The sequence below is a fragment of the Novosphingobium decolorationis genome (genome assembly GCF_018417475.1).
GTDB classification, from domain to species: Bacteria; Pseudomonadota; Alphaproteobacteria; order Sphingomonadales; family Sphingomonadaceae; genus Novosphingobium; species Novosphingobium decolorationis.
The window spans coordinates 2,506,728-2,522,491 of sequence record NZ_CP054856.1; the positions used below are offsets into that span (position 1 = coordinate 2,506,728).

Below are 15,764 nucleotides of genomic sequence, written 5' to 3' on the forward strand. Positions count from 1 at the left end.
TCAGGTTCTCTCCAGGAGCGCGGTCACGTCGGCTTTGAGCGCCGACTGGAATTCGGGAAGCAGGCGGCTGGCCTCGGGCGGCATGAACTGGACGAAGATCTGCGAGCGCAGCCCCTTGGCCATATCGACCATGGCGACCGTTCCGGCCGCGCCCGACCAGCCGAACATACCGCTCTCCGGCCCCATCCCCACGCGCCCACCCGCGCCGAAGCTGGACGGCCGCCCTTGCGTGACCGGGCCTGCGACGCCTTCGGGCAGGAGGTTGCGGGTGCCCGTGCGCACGGCGAGTTCGGAGAGGATGCGCCGCCCGTCCAGCTCGCCGAACTGGGCGAGCAGGCGCAGGAAGCGGTCATAGTCGGCCGGGGTACTGACCAGCCCGGCACCACCGAAGGGAAAGGGCGGGGGATCGAGGTAGATCGAATCCGCGCCCGTATCGATGGGCACGAGCCCTTGCCCGAGCGCCCCGTAGTTGGTGGTAAGACGCCCCGCCTCCTCGCGCGGGACCTGGAAGGTGGTGCTCTCCATGCCTGCGGGCGCGAAGATCACCTCGCGCAGGTACCTGTCGAAGGCAAGGCCCGAGACCACCTCGATGACCCGGCCCAACAGGTCCAGCCCCATCGAGTAGATCCACTTGGTGCCCGGATCGGCCACCAGCGGCACCTGCGCGAGACGCGAGGCGAAAAGGTCGAGGCTGCCCACCGTCTCGCCATTGAAGATGCCCGGCACCTTCAGGCGGCTGACCTGCCCCGGGATCAGGCCTTTTTGCTCCATCAGGTCCTTGATCGGCCCCTTCTGGACGATGGTGTAGCCGATCCCGGCGGTGTGGGTGAGGAGATGGCGGATGGTGATCGCGCGGGGCGCGTCGTGCAGCGCATCGAGCGAGCCGTCGTAGCGGTCCTGCACCTGCATGTCCGCGTATTCGGGCAGGATTTCGTGCAGCGGCTGGTCGAGGCCGAGCAGGCCATCGGCGATCAGCTGCATCGCGGCCATGCCGGTGACCGGCTTGGTCATCGAATAGATGCGAAAGAGGCTGTCGGGCCGCATCGCCGAGTCTTCGGTAAAGCTCTGCATGCCCGAGAGGACATATTCGGGCGCTTGCCCGGGAAGCCCCAGCGTCGCGATCATGCCCGGAAAGCGCCCCGGCCCAGTCCAGCGCGCGAGGACGGCGCGCACGCGCGGCAACAGGTCACGGTCCTGCGCAGCAAGCGCCAGCCGGGGCAGCAGTGGCGCGCCCAGCCCCGCCGCGGCGCCCAGCATGAGAAGACGGCGCCGGTCGAGCGCATGCTGCAAACCCTCGACCTCGCGCGTCATGCATCCTCTCCCGTGTGCGCCAGCGCCAGCCGCGCGGCCTTGGCAAAGAGCGTGGGGAGCCCGGCTTCATCCAGCTTTTCAAGCGGCCACCACTCGCCTTCTCCCAGGTCCTGAGGCGGGCTCGCTCCGGCGTGGATGGCGAGGCGCAAGTCCAGCGCGAAGTGGCTGAAGACATGGGAAACCCGGCCCGCCGGCTCCCAGGGCCCTTGCGCCAGGTCCTCGCCATGGCCGTCCTGGCGCGCGGCCCAGCCATCGTCGGGAAGCGCGCGCATCCCGCCCAGCATCCCCTTGCCCGCGCGGCGCACCAGCCAGACATGGTCCTCGCCGGCGATCCGTGTCTCGATCCAGAAGGCCCGGCCCGTGCGGGTGGGCTTCGCCTTCTTGGGTGCCTTGACCGGCAAACGCGCCGGGTCTCCCGAAGCGCGTGCGGCGCAAGTGTCCGAGAGCGGGCAGAGCAGGCACTTGGGCTCACGCACCGTGCAAATACCCGAGCCCAGGTCCATCATCGCCTGGGCAAAGTCACCCGCGCGGGCATCGGGCGTGATTTCCTCGGTGCGCTCGCGGATCTCGGGACGGCTGGCGGGCAGCGGTATCTCGATCGCGAAAAGGCGCGAGACGACGCGCTCGACATTGGCATCAACCACGACCGCGCGCGCGCCAAAGGCAATCGCGGCGACCGCGGCAGCGGTATAGGGGCCAAGGCCCGGCAGCGTGCGCAGCTCGGCTTCGGTCTCGGGAAAGGTCCCGCCGCGCGCGGCCACCTCGCGCGCGCAGGCGAGCAGGTTGCGGGCCCTCGCGTAATAGCCCAGCCCCGCCCAGGCGGCCATGACCTCCTCGTCGGGCGCGGCGGCAAGGTCGGCCACACTCGGCCACAGGCGGATGAATTTGGCGAAGTACTCCTTCACCGCAGCCACGGTGGTCTGCTGGAGCATGACCTCGGAAAGCCAGACGCGGTAGGGATCGGGTGCGGGCGTTCCGGGCGGCGCGCGCCAGGGCAGCGTGCGCGCGTTCACATCGTACCAGTCGAGAAGTCGCTCGGCGGTGGTTTCGCGGCTGGCATCCATGCGCCCCCTATGGCATTGGAGGCCGCGCAAGGGAACGGCCCAAATCGCGCAAAAGGCACAGCAAGACTCTGGACAGCACCGTGGACAAGAAGCCGAGCAAGACCAAGGGCAAGGCCGCGCCCAAGGCCTTCGAACGCGCGCGCGGCGGACAGGCCCGCGCGATCAGCGACCTCATGCCCAATGTCGGGCGCACCGCCTTTCGCCGCTTCGGCTTCGTGCAGTCGAGCGTGGTGACGCGCTGGCCCGAGATCGTGGGCGCGCGCCACGCCCGCGTCTGCACGCCCGAGGCGATCCGCTTCCCGCCCGGAGAGAAGTGCGACGGCATCCTGCAGCTGGTGGTCAAGCCCGCCCACGCCACGCTGATCCAGCACGTGATCCCCGAGATCATGGACCGGGTGAACCGCTTCTTCGGCTACAAGGCGGTCGCCAAGGTCAAGATCCGGCAAGGCGAGGTTAAGCCACCGCCTGCCACGCAAAGCCGCGCCGCGCCGCCTTCCCTCAAACCGGTCCCCTACGAACTGGGCGAATCGCTGCGCGACATCGGCGACCCGGAGCTGCGCGCGGTGCTGGAATCGCTGGCCCGCAGCATGGGCGCCAAAGCCGAACGGAACGACGAGACATGACACCTGCCACCAAGACCCTCTCCCTCCTCGCGCTGGGCGCGGCCGCGCTGGCGGCGGGCAGCCTGACTGCGCCAACGCACGCCAGTGCCGCCGAAAGCAAGACCAACCGCAACGGGCAGGTCACGGTGACGGGCAACGGCAGCTACACGCTGGGCAACCCCGCCGCGCCGGTGAAGGTCACCGAGTACATCAGCTACACCTGCTCGCACTGCGCCGCGCTCCACCGCGAATCCGATCCCGTCCTGCGCACGACCGCGATCCCGCAGGGCAAGGTGGCGCTCACCGTCTCGAACCTGGTGCGCAACCCGGTCGATATCACCATTGCGCTCCTCACCTCGTGCGGCGATCCCAAGACCTTCTTCGTACGCCACAACGCCTTCCTCGCCTCGCAGGACACCTGGCTTCCCAAGGCGGCATCGGCCAGCGAAGCGCAGCGCACGCGCTGGGCCGAAGGCGAATTGCCCCAGCGCCTGCGCGCCATCGCCAGCGACCTCGATTTCTACAAGAAGGTCGAACACTTCGGCATCACCCGCAGCAAGGCCGACCAGTGCCTCGCCGACAAGGCCCAACTCGACAAGGTCATGGCGCAGTACGAGGCCGCCTCGCAGCTCAAGCTGACCGGCACGCCCGGGATCGTCATCAACGGCAAGGTCCTCTACGCCACGAAGGACGGCAAGGTCCTCCAGAGCCCGATGGGCGGCCCGCTCCAGGCGACGCAGTGGAAGGACTTGTCCGCCGCGATCACCAAGGCGCTCGCCGCCAACACCGCCGGGCAGATCTGAGCCCGCCTTTTTTCCGCCTCCAACTGTGCCCCCCAACTGTGCAAAGATGGCCATGCGGGGCTGCGCGCCCCTCAACCTTGCGCCCGGTTTCTGCCAGACTGCTTCATCAACCAAGGATTCGCGACACATGACTTCCCCTGCCCTGCGCAAGATCGCCCTCGGCCTCTTCGTGGCCCCGCTCGCTCTTGGCCTCGCGGCCTGCGGCGACAAGGCCGCTGAAAGCGAAGCGCCGGTCGCCAGCGAGGCACTCGCCACCGTCGCGCCGCCCGAGGGCACCGAATGGGCCAGCGTCATCAGCAAGACCGAGGACGGCGGCTACCGCATGGGCAACCCCGACGCGCCGATCAAGCTCGTCGAATACGGCGCGCTGTCGTGCTCGCACTGCGCACTGTTCGCCGAGGAAAGCTTCGCGGACCTGCGCGATAACTACGTTAAGAGCGGCCGCGTCAGCTACGAGATCCGCTTCTTCATGCTCAACCCCTATGACTTCTCGGCCACGATGCTCGCCACCTGCGGCTCGGACGAGGCGGTAATCCCGCTGGCCGAGCAGTTCTGGGCCTGGCAGCCCAACATGTTCGAGAACCTGCAGAGCGCGGGCGAGGAAAAGCTCCAGCAGATCGGCGCAATGCCGCGCGACAAGCAGTTCGCCGCGCTTGCCGAGGCCTCGGGCATGACCGACTTCTTCGCCTCGCGCGGGATCTCCAAGGAGCAGGGCGCACAGTGCCTCGCCAAGACCGAGACCGCGCAGGCCCTCGCGGACCAGACCGATGCGGCCGGCAAGGAAAAGAACATCACCGGCACCCCCACCTTCTTCATCAACGGCGCCAACGTCGGATCGATGGAATGGAAGCCGCTTGAAGCCAAGCTGCAGCAGGCCGGCGCGCGCTGATGCTACGGGCGGTCCTTCCCTGCCCCGAGCGGGCGTAGGACCGCCGTGCATTTCCGGCGTCTCAAGCTCACCGGCTTCAAGAGCTTCGTCGAACCTTCCGAACTGCACATCGAGCCCGGCCTGACAGGCGTCGTGGGCCCCAACGGCTGCGGCAAGTCCAATCTCCTCGAAGCGTTGCGCTGGGTCATGGGCGAAAGCTCGGCCAAGTCGATGCGCGGCGGCGGCATGGAGGACGTGATCTTCGCAGGCACGTCGGGCCGCCCCGCGCGCGCCTTTGCCGAAGTCGTCCTCCAGGCCCGGACGCACGACGACGAAGAGCTCGAGGTCGTGCGCCGGATCGAGCGCGGCGCAGGCTCGGCCTACCGCGTCAACGGGCGCGACGTGCGGGCCAAGGACGTCGCGCTCATCTTTGCCGATGCCGCCACCGGCGCGCACAGCCCCGCGCTCGTCAGCCAGGGCCGCATCGCGGCGGTCGTCGCGGCCAAGCCTGCCGAGCGCCGCGCCATGCTGGAGGATGCCGCGGGGATCTCAGGCCTCCACGTGCGCCGCAAGGACGCCGAGCAGAAGCTGCGCGCGACCGAGACCAACCTTGCCCGGCTCGAGGACATCATGGCCGGCCTCGACAAGCAGGTCGCCGGGCTGCGCCGCCAGGCCAAGGCGGCCGAACGCTACAAGCAAATCTCCGAGCAGATCCGCCACGCCGAGGCGCGCCTCCTCTACGCGCGCTGGCGCGATGCCGCCGCCGCCGCCGAGGCCGCGAAGAAGGAGGCCGAGGCCGCCGACACCCGCGTCGGGGCTGCCCAGCGCGCCGCCTTCGAGGCACAGAAAGCCCAAGGCGCCGCCGCGCAAGGCCTTGTCACCGCGCGCGATGAGCAGACCGACCGGCGCGACGATGTCCAGGCCCAAGCGCACCGTTTGTCCACCCTTACCAACCAGTTGGACGCGGCCGAGGAGCGGCGCGCCGACCTCGACCGCCAGAAGGCCCGGCTGGAGGAAGACCGCGACCACGCCGACCGCGTCACGCGCGAAGCCGCCGAAGCGCTGGCCAAGCTGGAGACGGACCTTTCCGAGGGCGCCGCGAAGCTGGCCGAGGACGAGGCCCTGCGCCCGCGCCTCGCCAACGCATTGGAAGGGGTGGAGCGCGCCGCCCGCAGCGCCGAACTCGACCTTGCGCAGGCCACCGCCGCGCAGGCCGGGGTCGACGCCGAATGGCGCATCGCCGCCGCCGAGCTGGAGCAGGCACAGGGCCGCCTCGACCGGCTCGCCGCCGAAGCTGCAAAACTGGAGCAGCAGCGCGCCGCCCTCGCCCAGGAGGACGATCCCGACACGGCCCTCGCCGCCGCCCACACCCAGGCCGAAGCGGCCAGCACCGCGCTGGCCAACACGCGCGCCGCGCTCGAAGCGCTGGGCCAGCGCAAGAGCGCGCTGCAGGCCGAGCGTGACGCCGCCGCCTCCGCGCTGGCGGGCGCCAAGGCCGACCTGACCGGCGTGGAGCGCGAGCACGCCGCCCTCATGCGCGACCGCGAGGCCCGCGCCAAGGGCGCCAAGGCGGCACATGGCCTCCCCCGCGCGATCGACGCCCTGCGCGCCGAGCCCGGCTACGAACGCGCGCTCGCCGCCGTGCTGGGGCGCGACGCCAAAGTGCCGCTCGGGCTCGTGGATGGGGCCGAAGGGCGCTTCTGGAGCGGGGCGCAGGCCCCTGACCCCGTGGCGGACAGCCTCGCCGCCCACGTGCCGGAATGCCCCGAGGAACTGGCCGCCCGGCTCGCACTGGTCCATGTCGCGCCCGAAGACGATGGCCGCGCGCTCGCCCCGGGCGAATGGCTGGTGACGCTGGGCGGCGTGTTGCGGCGCTGGGACGGCTTTGTCGCGCGCGGCGAAGGCGGGGCCGAAGCCGCGCGGCTGGAAGCGGAAAACCGGCTCGCCGAACTGGAGGAGCGCCTGCCCCCCCTGCACGCGGCGGTCACGTCGGCCCAAGCGCAGCAGACGGACGCGCAGGACGCGCTGTCCGCCCTTCAGAGCGAGATCGTGGCCGCCGAACGCACGGTAGCCGAGGCCGCCAACACCGACCGCGCGGCCCTGCGCCGCGTCGATCAGGCCGAGGCCGCACGCGAACGCCACGCCGCCCGGTCCACCGAAGTCGCCACGGGCCTGGAGGACCTCGCCCAGCGCCGCGAGGTCGCGCAGGACGAGCTTGCCCAGGCCGAGGCGAAGCGCGCGGGGCTCCCCGATCCAGAAGCGGGCCGCGCCGCGCTCGACGCCGCGCGCACCCGCAACACCGAGGCCCGCGACGCGCACCAGACCGCAACCGCCCAGCTGGCCGCGCACGACCAGGCGCTGGCCGTCGCACGCGAGAGGCACGCAACGCAAGCCAGCGACATCCAGAGCTGGCAGACTCGCGCGGGCGATGCAGCGTCGCGCCTCGCGCAGATGGCCGGGCGGCTCGACGAGATCGAGACCGAGCTGCGCATCGTCGCGGCCAAGCCGGAGGCGCTCCACGACCAGATCGCCGAGGCCGAAGCGGTCCGTACCCGCCTCGCGGACGACCTCGCCCGCGCAGAAGAGGCCGTGGAGGCCGCGCAGGAGGCTGCCAAGGCCGCCGACACGGCGCTCGCCGCCTCGCAAGAGGAGCTCGCCAGCGCCCGCGAGGCCCGCGCCGGGGCCAACGCGCGCGCCGAAAACGAGGACGCGCGCCGTGTCGAACTTGCGCGCCTGTCGGGCGAGCGCTTCCAGTGCCCGCCCCCGGTCCTGGCCGAACGCTACGCTTTCACCGCCGCCGACGTGGGCTCCGCCGAGGCCGAGAATGCGCAGCTGGAAAAACTCTCCGCCGAGCGCGAACGGATCGGCCCGGTCAACCTCGTCGCCGCCGACGAACTCGCCGCCGCCGAAGCGCAGCTGGGCACCTCGGTCAGCGAGAAGGACGAACTGGCCGAGGCGGTCGCGCGCCTGCGCGGTTCGATCGGCAATCTCAACCGCGAGGGGCGCGAGCGGCTGCGCGCGGCCTTCGAGGCGGTCGACGCGCACTTCCAGCGCCTCTTCACCCAGTTGTTCATGGGCGGCAACGCGCACCTGGCCTTCATCGATTCGGACGATCCGCTCGAAGCGGGCCTCGAGATCTATGCCCAGCCGCCGGGCAAGCGACTCCAGTCGCTGACGCTGCTCTCGGGCGGGGAACAGGCGCTGACGGCGGTCGCGCTCGTCTTTGCGCTCTTCCTCACCAACCCCGCGCCGATCTGCGTGCTCGACGAGGTCGACGCCCCGCTCGACGATGCCAATGTCGAGCGCTTCTGCGACCTGCTCGACGCCATGACCCGCGAGACGCAGACCCGCTACCTCATCGTCACCCACAACGCCGTGACCATGAGCCGGATGCACCGCCTGTTCGGGGTCACGATGGTCGAAAAGGGCGTCTCGCGCCTTGTCAGCGTGGACCTGGGCGGGGCGGAAGAGCTGCTCGCGGCAGAGTAGAAGAAAAGAGGATACAAGGGGCCATCGCCCCTTGGACCCCGGAAATGGGCGACCTCACCCCATTAGTCCCACGTAGCGCGACCAAGTTGAGCTCGACCATTTTGGGAGCCCGAGGGCGATGGCCCTCGGAAATGTCCTTTCATCTTTCATCCAAAACACTTGCCCTCCCGATCAATTGGCTTAATGGCATACCAATTGATCGCACCCCGGATAGCCCCGCAAAGAGCTCTCCCCCGGTGCCGCGATCCTCCAAGAATAGGCCCACGTTGCCACGAAGGTGGCGCGCAAGATCCCCCGGAAGGAGAGTACCCGTGACCGACCTGATCAACCAGCCCGGCGTGCGCGAAGCCATGCCGATCCTCGCCTCGAACGAAGGTGTGTGGGAAGGCTGGTACCGCTATTACGATGCCAAGACCGGCGAACTCGTCGACCAGCACCGCTCGCGCCTGATCTGCCGCCTGATCCACAAGGACGGCGTCGATCACTACCACCAGACCAACCACTACTTCTGGGACGACGGCCGCAAGGAAGTGCGCGACTTCCCCGCGGTCTACAAGGACGGCCGCATCTGGTGGGACAACGATCTCATCAAGGGCTGGGCCGCCGAGATGCAGCCCGACGACTTCAACCGCTCGACCTGCCTCAACTGGACCCGCAAGAACGAGCCGGGCATCTACCTCTACGAGATGATCCAGAACAACGACGCGCGCACCCACCGCTCGCGCACCTGGCAGTGGTTCCGCGACGGCATCTGCTACCAGCGCACGCTGATCGACGAGAAGTTCATCACCCCCGACTGGCAGAACTTCACCAACGAGGACGCGCCCGACGTCTGAGGCTCCACCTCGTCGAGACGCACGAAGGGGCTGCGCCGATGCGCGGCCCCTTTTTCGTGAACGCTCAGTCGGGGGCCAGCACCAGACGCGGCCCCGGGCCTTCCCGCCCCTTCACATCCTCGGCGTTGTAGAGGTGGCACTTGGCAAGACTGAGGCAGCCGCAGCCGATGCACCCGTCGAGCCGGTCGCGGGTGCGCTCGAGCATGGCGATCTGGTCCTCGATCGCCCGGCGCATCGAACGGCTGATGCGCGCCCAGTCCTGTGCACTCGGCGTGCGGCCCTGCGGCAGGCGCGCCAGTTCCCGCTCGATCTCGGCAAGCGGCAGCCCCAGCTTCTGCGCGATGAGGATGAAGCTCACGCGCCGGATGTCCGAGCGCAGAAACCGCCGCTGGTTCCCGCTCGTGCGCAGCGCCTGGAGCAGGCCCTTCTCCTCGTAGAAGCGGATCGCGGAGGTCTTTACGCCCGTGCGCCGGGCCAGTTCGCCGATGGTGATGAAGCTGGGCATCGCGGTCTCCGGGAAGATGGAAAAAGGAACAGGCATGATTCCGAGGGCCATCGCCCTCGGGCTCCCAAAACGGTCGAGCTCACCTTTGTCGCGCCGCCTTCACACAGGACGCACATTTCCCGCTTGATCTCAACCTAACTTGAACTTGCACTTTCTCCAAGCCGGTTGATTCGCCGGTGACACAACAGGAGAAAAGTCATGGCCCGTGGCCGTCTGGAGCACGCCAACATCACCGTCAGCGACATTGATCGCTCGTCCCGCCTGCTGCAGAGCCTGCTCGGCTGGCACGAGCGCTGGCGCGGGCCCGCCATCAACGGCGGCGAGACGATCCATGTCGGCGAGGCGTTCAGCTACATGGCGGTCTATACCGACCGCAAGGCGCACGAAGGGTTCGCCAAGGGCCAGCCGCTCAACCACATCGGGCTGGTGGTGGACGATCTCGACGCGGCCGAGGCGGTGGTGATCGCAGCCGGGCTCACCCCGTTCAACCATGGCGACTACGAGCCGGGGCGGCGCTTCTATTTCTTCGACTGGGACCACATCGAATTCGAGGTGGTCAGCTATGAATGAGCCCGTGCTCAGAGAAGCCGGGGCATGGTCTCGTCCGCGTCCCCGTCGGGCTCCGCGCCCTCTTCGGCCGACGCTGGCAGATCGCCTGCGCCGGTCCATAGCCGCCGTGTTCGCTCCACCGTCAGCGGCGCCGGGGAGGTAACGCACAGACCAAACGCCTCTTCCGGCGCGGCCTCGATCCAGCGGGACCAGTCGCGCCGGGGGAGGAGGACGGGCATGCGGTCATGGACATCGACCATCTGTTCGCAGGCGGGTGCCATGACCAGGGTGTAGACCCGGCCCCATTCCGGGCTGTCGCGCCACAGGCCCGCAACCGCGAAAGTGTCCACCCCCTCGATCCCGTACCAGGTGCGCGTCATCTGCCCCGCGTTCCCCTCGGGCTCGGCCCAGCGTGTGACGGGCACCAGGCAGCGGCGGTGGACGAAGCTGTCCTTCCAGAAACGGGTGTGCAGCTTGTCGTCGCGCGCGTTGGTGACGGGCTTGGGCTTGAGGGGCTGGCCCTGCCGGCCCTTCAGCACGAGCGGAAAGCCCCAGGTCATCGTCTGCGCGCGCCCCTCCGCAACGACAAGGCCGGAGTAACCGGGATAGACTTCCTCGGCGAAGTTGGCACCTTCCTGGGGCAGAACCTCGAACAGGGCGGCGACCTCGGCGGTGCCCTTGGTCATGCGGTAGAGATTGCACATGATGGCCGTTGGGGCGCGTCCTCAGACGACCCCGGCGTTGCCCACCACCCAGCAGGCCAGCACCATCACGAAACCCAGATCCCGGTTCGAGCGGAACCGCGCCAGCGCGTTGTCGCCGTCTGCTGTGTCGAGTGTCACGACCTGGAAGCCCAGGTGCATCGCGACGGGCACCAGCGCCATCAGGCCCACCCAGTCCGGGCGCACCGTCCAGAAGGCGAGCCCCCAGAACGCCACGGCCAGCGCGTAGAAGCCACCGACGCCCAGCCGCACGTGCTCGCCCAGCCGCCGCGCAGACGAACGGATGCCCACCAGCGCATCGTCCTCGCGGTCCTGGATGGCGTAGATCGTGTCGTAGCCGATGCACCACACGATGGAGCCTGCGTAAAGCGCGGCCAGCGCGCCCAGCTGGTCCTGCCGGATCTCGATCCAGCCGACCAGCGCGCCCCAGGTGAAGACCAGGCCAAGCCAGGCCTGCGGCCACCAGGTGATGCGCTTCATGAACGGATAGGCCGCCACGAGCGCCACGCTGCCCAGCGCCACCAGCTGCGCTTCAAGGCGCAGTTGGAAGAGAACCACAAGGCCCACCGCACAGAGCAGCAGGAGCCAGCCCCAGGCCGCCTTCTTGCTCACCCGACCACTTGCCACCGGGCGCTGCGCGGTGCGCGCCACCTTGCGGTCAAGGTCGGCATCGACAATGTCGTTGAGCACGCAGCCCGCGCCGCGCATCGCAATCGAGCCCACCAGCAGCCAGGCGATGAGCCCCAGGCGCTGTTCGCCGCCCGCCAGCATCACGCTCCACGCGCAGGGCCAGAACAGCAGCCACCAGCCGATAGGACGGTCGAAACGGGCCAGCATCGCGTAATCGCGAAGCTGGGGCGGCAGGGCCGCGACGAGGCCACGTTGCTGGCTGTCGGGGACGAAGGTAGGATCACTCACCCCCCGGGAAATACCGGATCGGGACGCCCCTGTCATGTCCTGCGTGTCCCATGCACACAGCCTTGCCGCTTTGGCGTTGCGCCAGGTGCCTGAACGCGCAACAACACAGGCTCGCTCACAACGCGATCACGAACGGGGGACACGAAAACGATGCGCTTGAACACACTCGCCTTTTGCACCGCGATGGGAAGCGTCCTGGCACTCGCCACACCGCCCGCGATGGCCCAGGCGCCCGAGACGCCCGCGGGCCGCGAAGCGCTCACCGTCCTCCAGGAAGCCGTCGCCATTCCGACCGTTCAGGGCCGCGGACAGGTCCCCGTGCTCGCCGCCAAGCTCAAGGCGCGCCTGCTCGACGCCGGATTCGCCGAGGACGAGGTGACCTTCGTGCCCCAGGGTGAGACCGGCTACCTCCTCGCCCGCTACCCGGGCCGCGACCGCAAGGCGCCGGTCACCGCGATCATCGCGCACATGGACGTCGTCGAGGCCAAGCCCGAGGACTGGGAGCGCGATCCCTTCAACCCGGTGATCGAGGACGGCTACCTGTTCGGGCGCGGTTCGCTCGACAACAAGGCCGGGCTCTCCATCGTGACCGCGACGATGATGAAACTGCGCCGCGAGGGCTGGGTCCCGGCCCACGACATCGTGCTCGGCTTCTCGGGCGACGAGGAAACCCAGATGGCGACCACCGCCGCCATGGCCAGCGCCATCGTCCAGGAGGCGGGGAAGGTCGATCTCGTCCTCAACGCCGATTCGGGCGGCGGCACGCTCGACGAGGCGGGCCAGCCCTTCGTCTACGAGGTCCAGGCGGGCGAGAAGACTTACGCCGACTACAAGCTGACGCTGACCGATCCCGGCGGCCACTCCAGCCGTCCGGGCGCGACCAACGCCATTGCCGCCATGAGCGCGGCGATGGAGAAGATCTGGGCCTACAAATTCCCGGTCACCGTCAGCCCGCTGACCAAGGCCTACTTCGAGAGCAGCGTGGCTGCTGCCCCCGCCGAAGTGGCGCCCGCGATGCGCGCGCTCATCGCCGATCCCACCGACGCGAAGGCCGCCGCCACGCTCTCCGCGCGGCCCGAATATATCGGCCTCATCCGCACGACCTGCGTGCCCACCATGATCGAGGGCGGCCATGCCCCCAACGCGCTGCCCCAGTCGGTCAGCGCCAACGTCAATTGCCGCATCTTCCCCGGCACCTCCCGCGCCAAGGTGCAGGAGACGCTGGCGCAGGTGATCGCCGATCCCGAGATCACCTGCGCCTTCCAGGACAACGGCACGCTCGAATCGATCGAGAGCCCCTTGCGCAGCGACGTCCTGAAAGCCGTCGAGGTCGCCGTCCACGAACGCGCGCCCGGGCTCTCCATCGTTCCGGGCATGAGCGCGGGCGCCACCGATTCGATGCACTTTCGCTCCAAGGGCATCCCCGCCTTCGGCGTCTCGGCCGTGTTCATGGAGCCCAAGGACGAATTTGCCCACGGCCTCAACGAACGCCTGCCGCTCGCCACGCTCGACCCGGCGGTGAAGCAGTGGGAGACGCTGCTGCGTACGCTGTTGAAGTGAGCAAATAAGAAGAGGGAGTTTCCGAGGGCCATCGCCCTCGGGCTCCCCAAATGGTCGAGCTCAGCTTTCTCCTGCCGCCCTGGCCGAGAACTCCGAGCCCTCCGATTCTGGGGTAAAGGGGTAATAACCCCTTGAAAAGATATTTCCTTCACGCCCTTCCCCTCTGGTTTCTGGCGGACTCTCAGCCAAGATCACAGGCCAAAGGTAAACTGGACGGGCTGCGGAGCCCGAGGGCGATGGGCCTCGGACCTCACCTTCTTCAATCTTTCCCTTTGATCTCCCCTGCCCGCCCCCTCTAAGGCGCCCCCATCTGCTGCAACGAGATCCGCCCATGCCCGCCACTCCCGCCTGGCCGCCGCGTTCGGCCCCCCGTCTGTTCGTTTCCGGCCCGCTCGCCGAGGGGCAGGAGCTGACCCTTGACGGCAACCCGGCGAACTACCTCGCGCGGGTCATGCGCGTGGGCGCGGGCGATGCCGTCATCCTGTGCGACGATGTGACCGGCGAATGGGCGGCCGAGGTGCTCGACGCGGGCAAGCGCCACGTCACCCTCGCCCTTCGTGACAAGCTGCGCGACCGCGAGGCGGTGCCCGATTTCTGGCTCTGCGCCGCGCTTCTGAAGAAGCCCAACTTCGATCTCGTGCTGGAAAAGGCCACTGAACTGGGCGTCGCCCGGATCCAGCCGGTACTGACCCGGCGCTGCGTTGCCGACAAGCTCAACCCCGAGCGCGCGCAGACGATCGTGTCCGAAGCGGCCGAGCAGTGCGCGCGCACCGCGCTGCCCGAACTGACAGGCCCGATGAAGCTCGACGCGCTGCTGGCCGACTGGCCGGAGGACCGCGCCCTCTTCTTTGCCGACGAGCAGGGCGGGGAACCGGCCGCCGCACAATTTGCCGCGCACAGCGGCCCCGCCGCGCTGCTGGTAGGCCCGGAAGGCGGCTTTGACGATGCCGAGCGTGCCGCCATCCGCGCCCATCCCGCCGCCCGCGCGATCACGCTGGGCCCGCGCATCCTGCGCGGTGAAACCGCCACGATCGCGGCCTGCGCGGTGTGGATGGCAACGCGGGGCGACTGGTCCACCGTGTGAATACCTAGCCATATTGTATGCCTGGAAACAAAAATGGGGCTGGCGCTAAGGCCTTCGCATCTCTACCTCCGGGCCCATGAGTACCCGCGAGGCTTCGGATCGTGACGATCCGGTAATCGAGACCCTGGACCAGCTTGCCGCGCCGATGGCCGCGGGCGAGAAGCCGCGCGAGGCGTGGCGGATCGGAACCGAGCACGAGAAGTTCGTCTACGACACGAGCGACCACCACGCCCCCTCCTACGACGAGGAAGGCGGCATCCGCGACCTTCTCCTCGCGCTTGAGGAATTCGGCTGGGAGCCGATCCTGGAGGGCGGCAAGGTCATCGCGATGAAGGGTTCGGACGGCACCGTCAGCCTGGAGCCGGCCGGACAGCTCGAATTGTCGGGCGCGCCGCTGGAAAACCTGCACCAGACCTGCGCCGAGACCGGACGTCACCTGGCCCAGGTCAAGACCATCGGCGATCGCATCGGCAAGGGCTTCCTGGGGCTGGGCATGTGGCCCGACAAGGCCCGCGCGGACCTGCCGCTGATGCCCAAGGGCCGCTACGACATCATGACCCGGCACATGCCGCGCGTCGGCTCGATGGGCCTCGACATGATGCTGCGCACCTGCACCATCCAGGTCAATCTCGACTATTCGAGCGAGGCGGACATGGTGCAGAAGTTCCGCACTTCGCTGGCGCTACAGCCGCTGGCGACCGCGCTGTTCGCCAATTCGCCCTTCACCGAGGGCAAGCCCAACGGCATGCTCTCCTACCGCAGCCACATCTGGTCGGACACCGACCCGGCGCGCACGGGCATGCTGCCCTTCGTGTTCGAAGAGGGCTTCGGCTACGAACGCTATGTCGAGTACATGCTCGACGTGCCGATGTACTTCGTCTTCCGCGACGGCAAGTACATCGATGCCGCCGGCCTCTCCTTCCGCGACTTCCTGAAGGGCGAACTTTCGGTCCTGCCCGGCGAGAAGCCGCGCATCTCGGACTGGAACGACCACCTCTCCACCGCCTTTCCCGAAGTGCGCCTCAAGTCCTTCCTGGAAATGCGCGGCGCCGATGGTGGCCCGTGGAACCGCATCTGCGCGCTGCCCGCGCTGTGGGTCGGCCTGCTCTATGACCAGGGCGCACTCGACGCGGCCTGGGACCTGGTCAAGGACTGGGACATGGAAGGGCGCGAAACGCTGCGCAGCTCGGTCCCGAAACTCGGCCTCGACGCGCCGATCCCGACCGGGGGCACCTTGCGCGACATCGCGGGCGAAGTGCTCGACATCGCGCGGCAGGGGCTTGCCGCACGTGGCCGCCTCAACGCGAGCGGCGACAACGAGACCGGCTATCTGGAACCGCTCGCCGAGATCGTCGCCAGCGGCCGGGTTCCCGCCCAGCGCCTGCTCGACCTCTACAACGGCGAGTGGCAGGGCGAGATCGCCCCTGTCTACAAGGTCAAGAGCTTCTGATCC

At 68.8% G+C, this 15,764-nt stretch carries 14 protein-coding genes; 9 read left to right on the top strand and 5 right to left on the bottom strand.

Features of this window, described 5'->3' with window-relative positions; genetic code table 11:
* Together HT578_RS11660 and HT578_RS11665 are read right to left on the bottom strand one after the other, a co-directional pair.
* Positions 1 to 1,311: a serine hydrolase domain-containing protein gene (locus HT578_RS11660; protein WP_213499589.1), complete on the bottom strand. Its 1,311-nt coding sequence runs from the start codon at positions 1,309 to 1,311 to the stop codon at positions 1 to 3.
* A complete protein-coding gene (locus HT578_RS11665) occupies positions 1,308 to 2,375 on the bottom strand; it encodes an A/G-specific adenine glycosylase (RefSeq protein WP_213499590.1) in 1,068 nt (355 codons plus the stop codon). Before HT578_RS11665 ends, HT578_RS11660 begins: the two co-directional genes overlap by 4 nt.
* A gap of 80 nt (positions 2,376 to 2,455) precedes the next feature.
* On the opposite strand from HT578_RS11665, the gene HT578_RS11670 reads away from it, so the two are divergent.
* From HT578_RS11670 to HT578_RS11690, 5 genes are all read left to right on the top strand, one after another.
* Entirely contained in the window at positions 2,456 to 2,998 is a 543-nt protein-coding gene (locus HT578_RS11670) for a DUF721 domain-containing protein (protein WP_239026257.1), read from the top strand.
* Complete coding sequence (locus HT578_RS11675; protein ID WP_213499591.1) at positions 2,995 to 3,780, top strand: DsbA family protein; 786 nt, start codon at positions 2,995 to 2,997, stop codon at positions 3,778 to 3,780. Before HT578_RS11670 ends, HT578_RS11675 begins: the two co-directional genes overlap by 4 nt.
* 127 nt (positions 3,781 to 3,907) lie before the next feature.
* Positions 3,908 to 4,669, top strand: coding sequence for a thioredoxin domain-containing protein (locus tag HT578_RS11680; protein WP_039390342.1), 762 nt, complete (start codon positions 3,908 to 3,910; stop codon positions 4,667 to 4,669).
* Positions 4,670 to 4,714: 45 nt separating this feature from the next.
* Complete coding sequence (locus HT578_RS11685; protein ID WP_213499592.1) at positions 4,715 to 8,137, top strand: AAA family ATPase; 3,423 nt, start codon at positions 4,715 to 4,717, stop codon at positions 8,135 to 8,137.
* Positions 8,138 to 8,448: 311 nt separating this feature from the next.
* The gene (locus HT578_RS11690; protein WP_052322148.1) at positions 8,449 to 8,973 is read left to right on the top strand and encodes a hypothetical protein; all 525 of its coding nucleotides are present in this window, start codon (positions 8,449 to 8,451) and stop codon (positions 8,971 to 8,973) included.
* A gap of 64 nt (positions 8,974 to 9,037) precedes the next feature.
* On the opposite strand, the gene soxR is transcribed toward HT578_RS11690, so the two are convergent.
* Complete coding sequence (gene soxR, locus HT578_RS11695; protein ID WP_338422131.1) at positions 9,038 to 9,514, bottom strand: redox-sensitive transcriptional activator SoxR; 477 nt, start codon at positions 9,512 to 9,514, stop codon at positions 9,038 to 9,040.
* A 162-nt stretch (positions 9,515 to 9,676) separates the two neighbouring features.
* Between soxR and HT578_RS11700 the strand changes: the two genes are divergently transcribed.
* Positions 9,677 to 10,048: a VOC family protein gene (locus HT578_RS11700; RefSeq protein ID WP_213499594.1), complete on the top strand. Its 372-nt coding sequence runs from the start codon at positions 9,677 to 9,679 to the stop codon at positions 10,046 to 10,048.
* An 8-nt stretch (positions 10,049 to 10,056) separates the two neighbouring features.
* Here the strand turns inward: HT578_RS11700 and HT578_RS11705 are convergent, their stop codons facing one another.
* Together HT578_RS11705 and ubiA are read right to left on the bottom strand one after the other, a co-directional pair.
* The gene (locus HT578_RS11705; RefSeq protein ID WP_213499596.1) at positions 10,057 to 10,731 is read right to left on the bottom strand and encodes an SOS response-associated peptidase; all 675 of its coding nucleotides are present in this window, start codon (positions 10,729 to 10,731) and stop codon (positions 10,057 to 10,059) included.
* A gap of 21 nt (positions 10,732 to 10,752) precedes the next feature.
* Positions 10,753 to 11,703 carry a 4-hydroxybenzoate octaprenyltransferase gene (gene ubiA / locus HT578_RS11710; protein ID WP_213499598.1) on the bottom strand — a complete coding sequence of 317 codons (951 nt, stop codon included), beginning with the start codon at positions 11,701 to 11,703 and terminating at the stop codon, positions 10,753 to 10,755.
* Between the two features lie 114 nt (positions 11,704 to 11,817).
* On the opposite strand from ubiA, the gene HT578_RS11715 reads away from it, so the two are divergent.
* The 3 genes from HT578_RS11715 to HT578_RS11725 all read left to right on the top strand — a co-directional run bounded on the left by HT578_RS11715 (position 11,818) and on the right by HT578_RS11725 (position 15,761).
* Entirely contained in the window at positions 11,818 to 13,227 is a 1,410-nt protein-coding gene (locus HT578_RS11715; protein ID WP_213499600.1) for a M20/M25/M40 family metallo-hydrolase, read from the top strand.
* A gap of 331 nt (positions 13,228 to 13,558) precedes the next feature.
* Positions 13,559 to 14,311, top strand: a complete 753-nt coding sequence (locus tag HT578_RS11720; RefSeq protein ID WP_213499602.1) for a 16S rRNA (uracil(1498)-N(3))-methyltransferase — start codon at positions 13,559 to 13,561, stop codon at positions 14,309 to 14,311.
* Between the two features lie 76 nt (positions 14,312 to 14,387).
* Entirely contained in the window at positions 14,388 to 15,761 is a 1,374-nt protein-coding gene (locus HT578_RS11725; RefSeq protein ID WP_039390333.1) for a glutamate--cysteine ligase, read from the top strand.
* Positions 15,762 to 15,764 lie beyond the last annotated feature (3 nt).

Excerpts from the sequence above, each read along its gene's own strand:
- HT578_RS11660 (WP_213499589.1), bottom strand. The coding sequence starts at position 1,311 with ATGACGCGCGAGGTCGAGGGTTTGCAGCATGCGCTCGACCGGCGCCGT.
- HT578_RS11665 (WP_213499590.1), bottom strand. The coding sequence starts at position 2,375 with ATGGATGCCAGCCGCGAAACCACCGCCGAGCGACTTCTCGACTGGTAC.
- HT578_RS11675 (WP_213499591.1), top strand. The coding sequence starts at position 2,995 with ATGACACCTGCCACCAAGACCCTCTCCCTCCTCGCGCTGGGCGCGGCC.
- HT578_RS11680 (WP_039390342.1), top strand. The coding sequence starts at position 3,908 with ATGACTTCCCCTGCCCTGCGCAAGATCGCCCTCGGCCTCTTCGTGGCC.
- soxR (WP_338422131.1), bottom strand. The coding sequence starts at position 9,514 with ATGCCTGTTCCTTTTTCCATCTTCCCGGAGACCGCGATGCCCAGCTTC.
- HT578_RS11700 (WP_213499594.1), top strand. The coding sequence starts at position 9,677 with ATGGCCCGTGGCCGTCTGGAGCACGCCAACATCACCGTCAGCGACATT.
- HT578_RS11705 (WP_213499596.1), bottom strand. The coding sequence starts at position 10,731 with ATGTGCAATCTCTACCGCATGACCAAGGGCACCGCCGAGGTCGCCGCC.
- ubiA (WP_213499598.1), bottom strand. The coding sequence starts at position 11,703 with ATGACAGGGGCGTCCCGATCCGGTATTTCCCGGGGGGTGAGTGATCCT.
- HT578_RS11715 (WP_213499600.1), top strand. The coding sequence starts at position 11,818 with ATGCGCTTGAACACACTCGCCTTTTGCACCGCGATGGGAAGCGTCCTG.
- HT578_RS11720 (WP_213499602.1), top strand. The coding sequence starts at position 13,559 with ATGCCCGCCACTCCCGCCTGGCCGCCGCGTTCGGCCCCCCGTCTGTTC.
- HT578_RS11725 (WP_039390333.1), top strand. The coding sequence starts at position 14,388 with ATGAGTACCCGCGAGGCTTCGGATCGTGACGATCCGGTAATCGAGACC.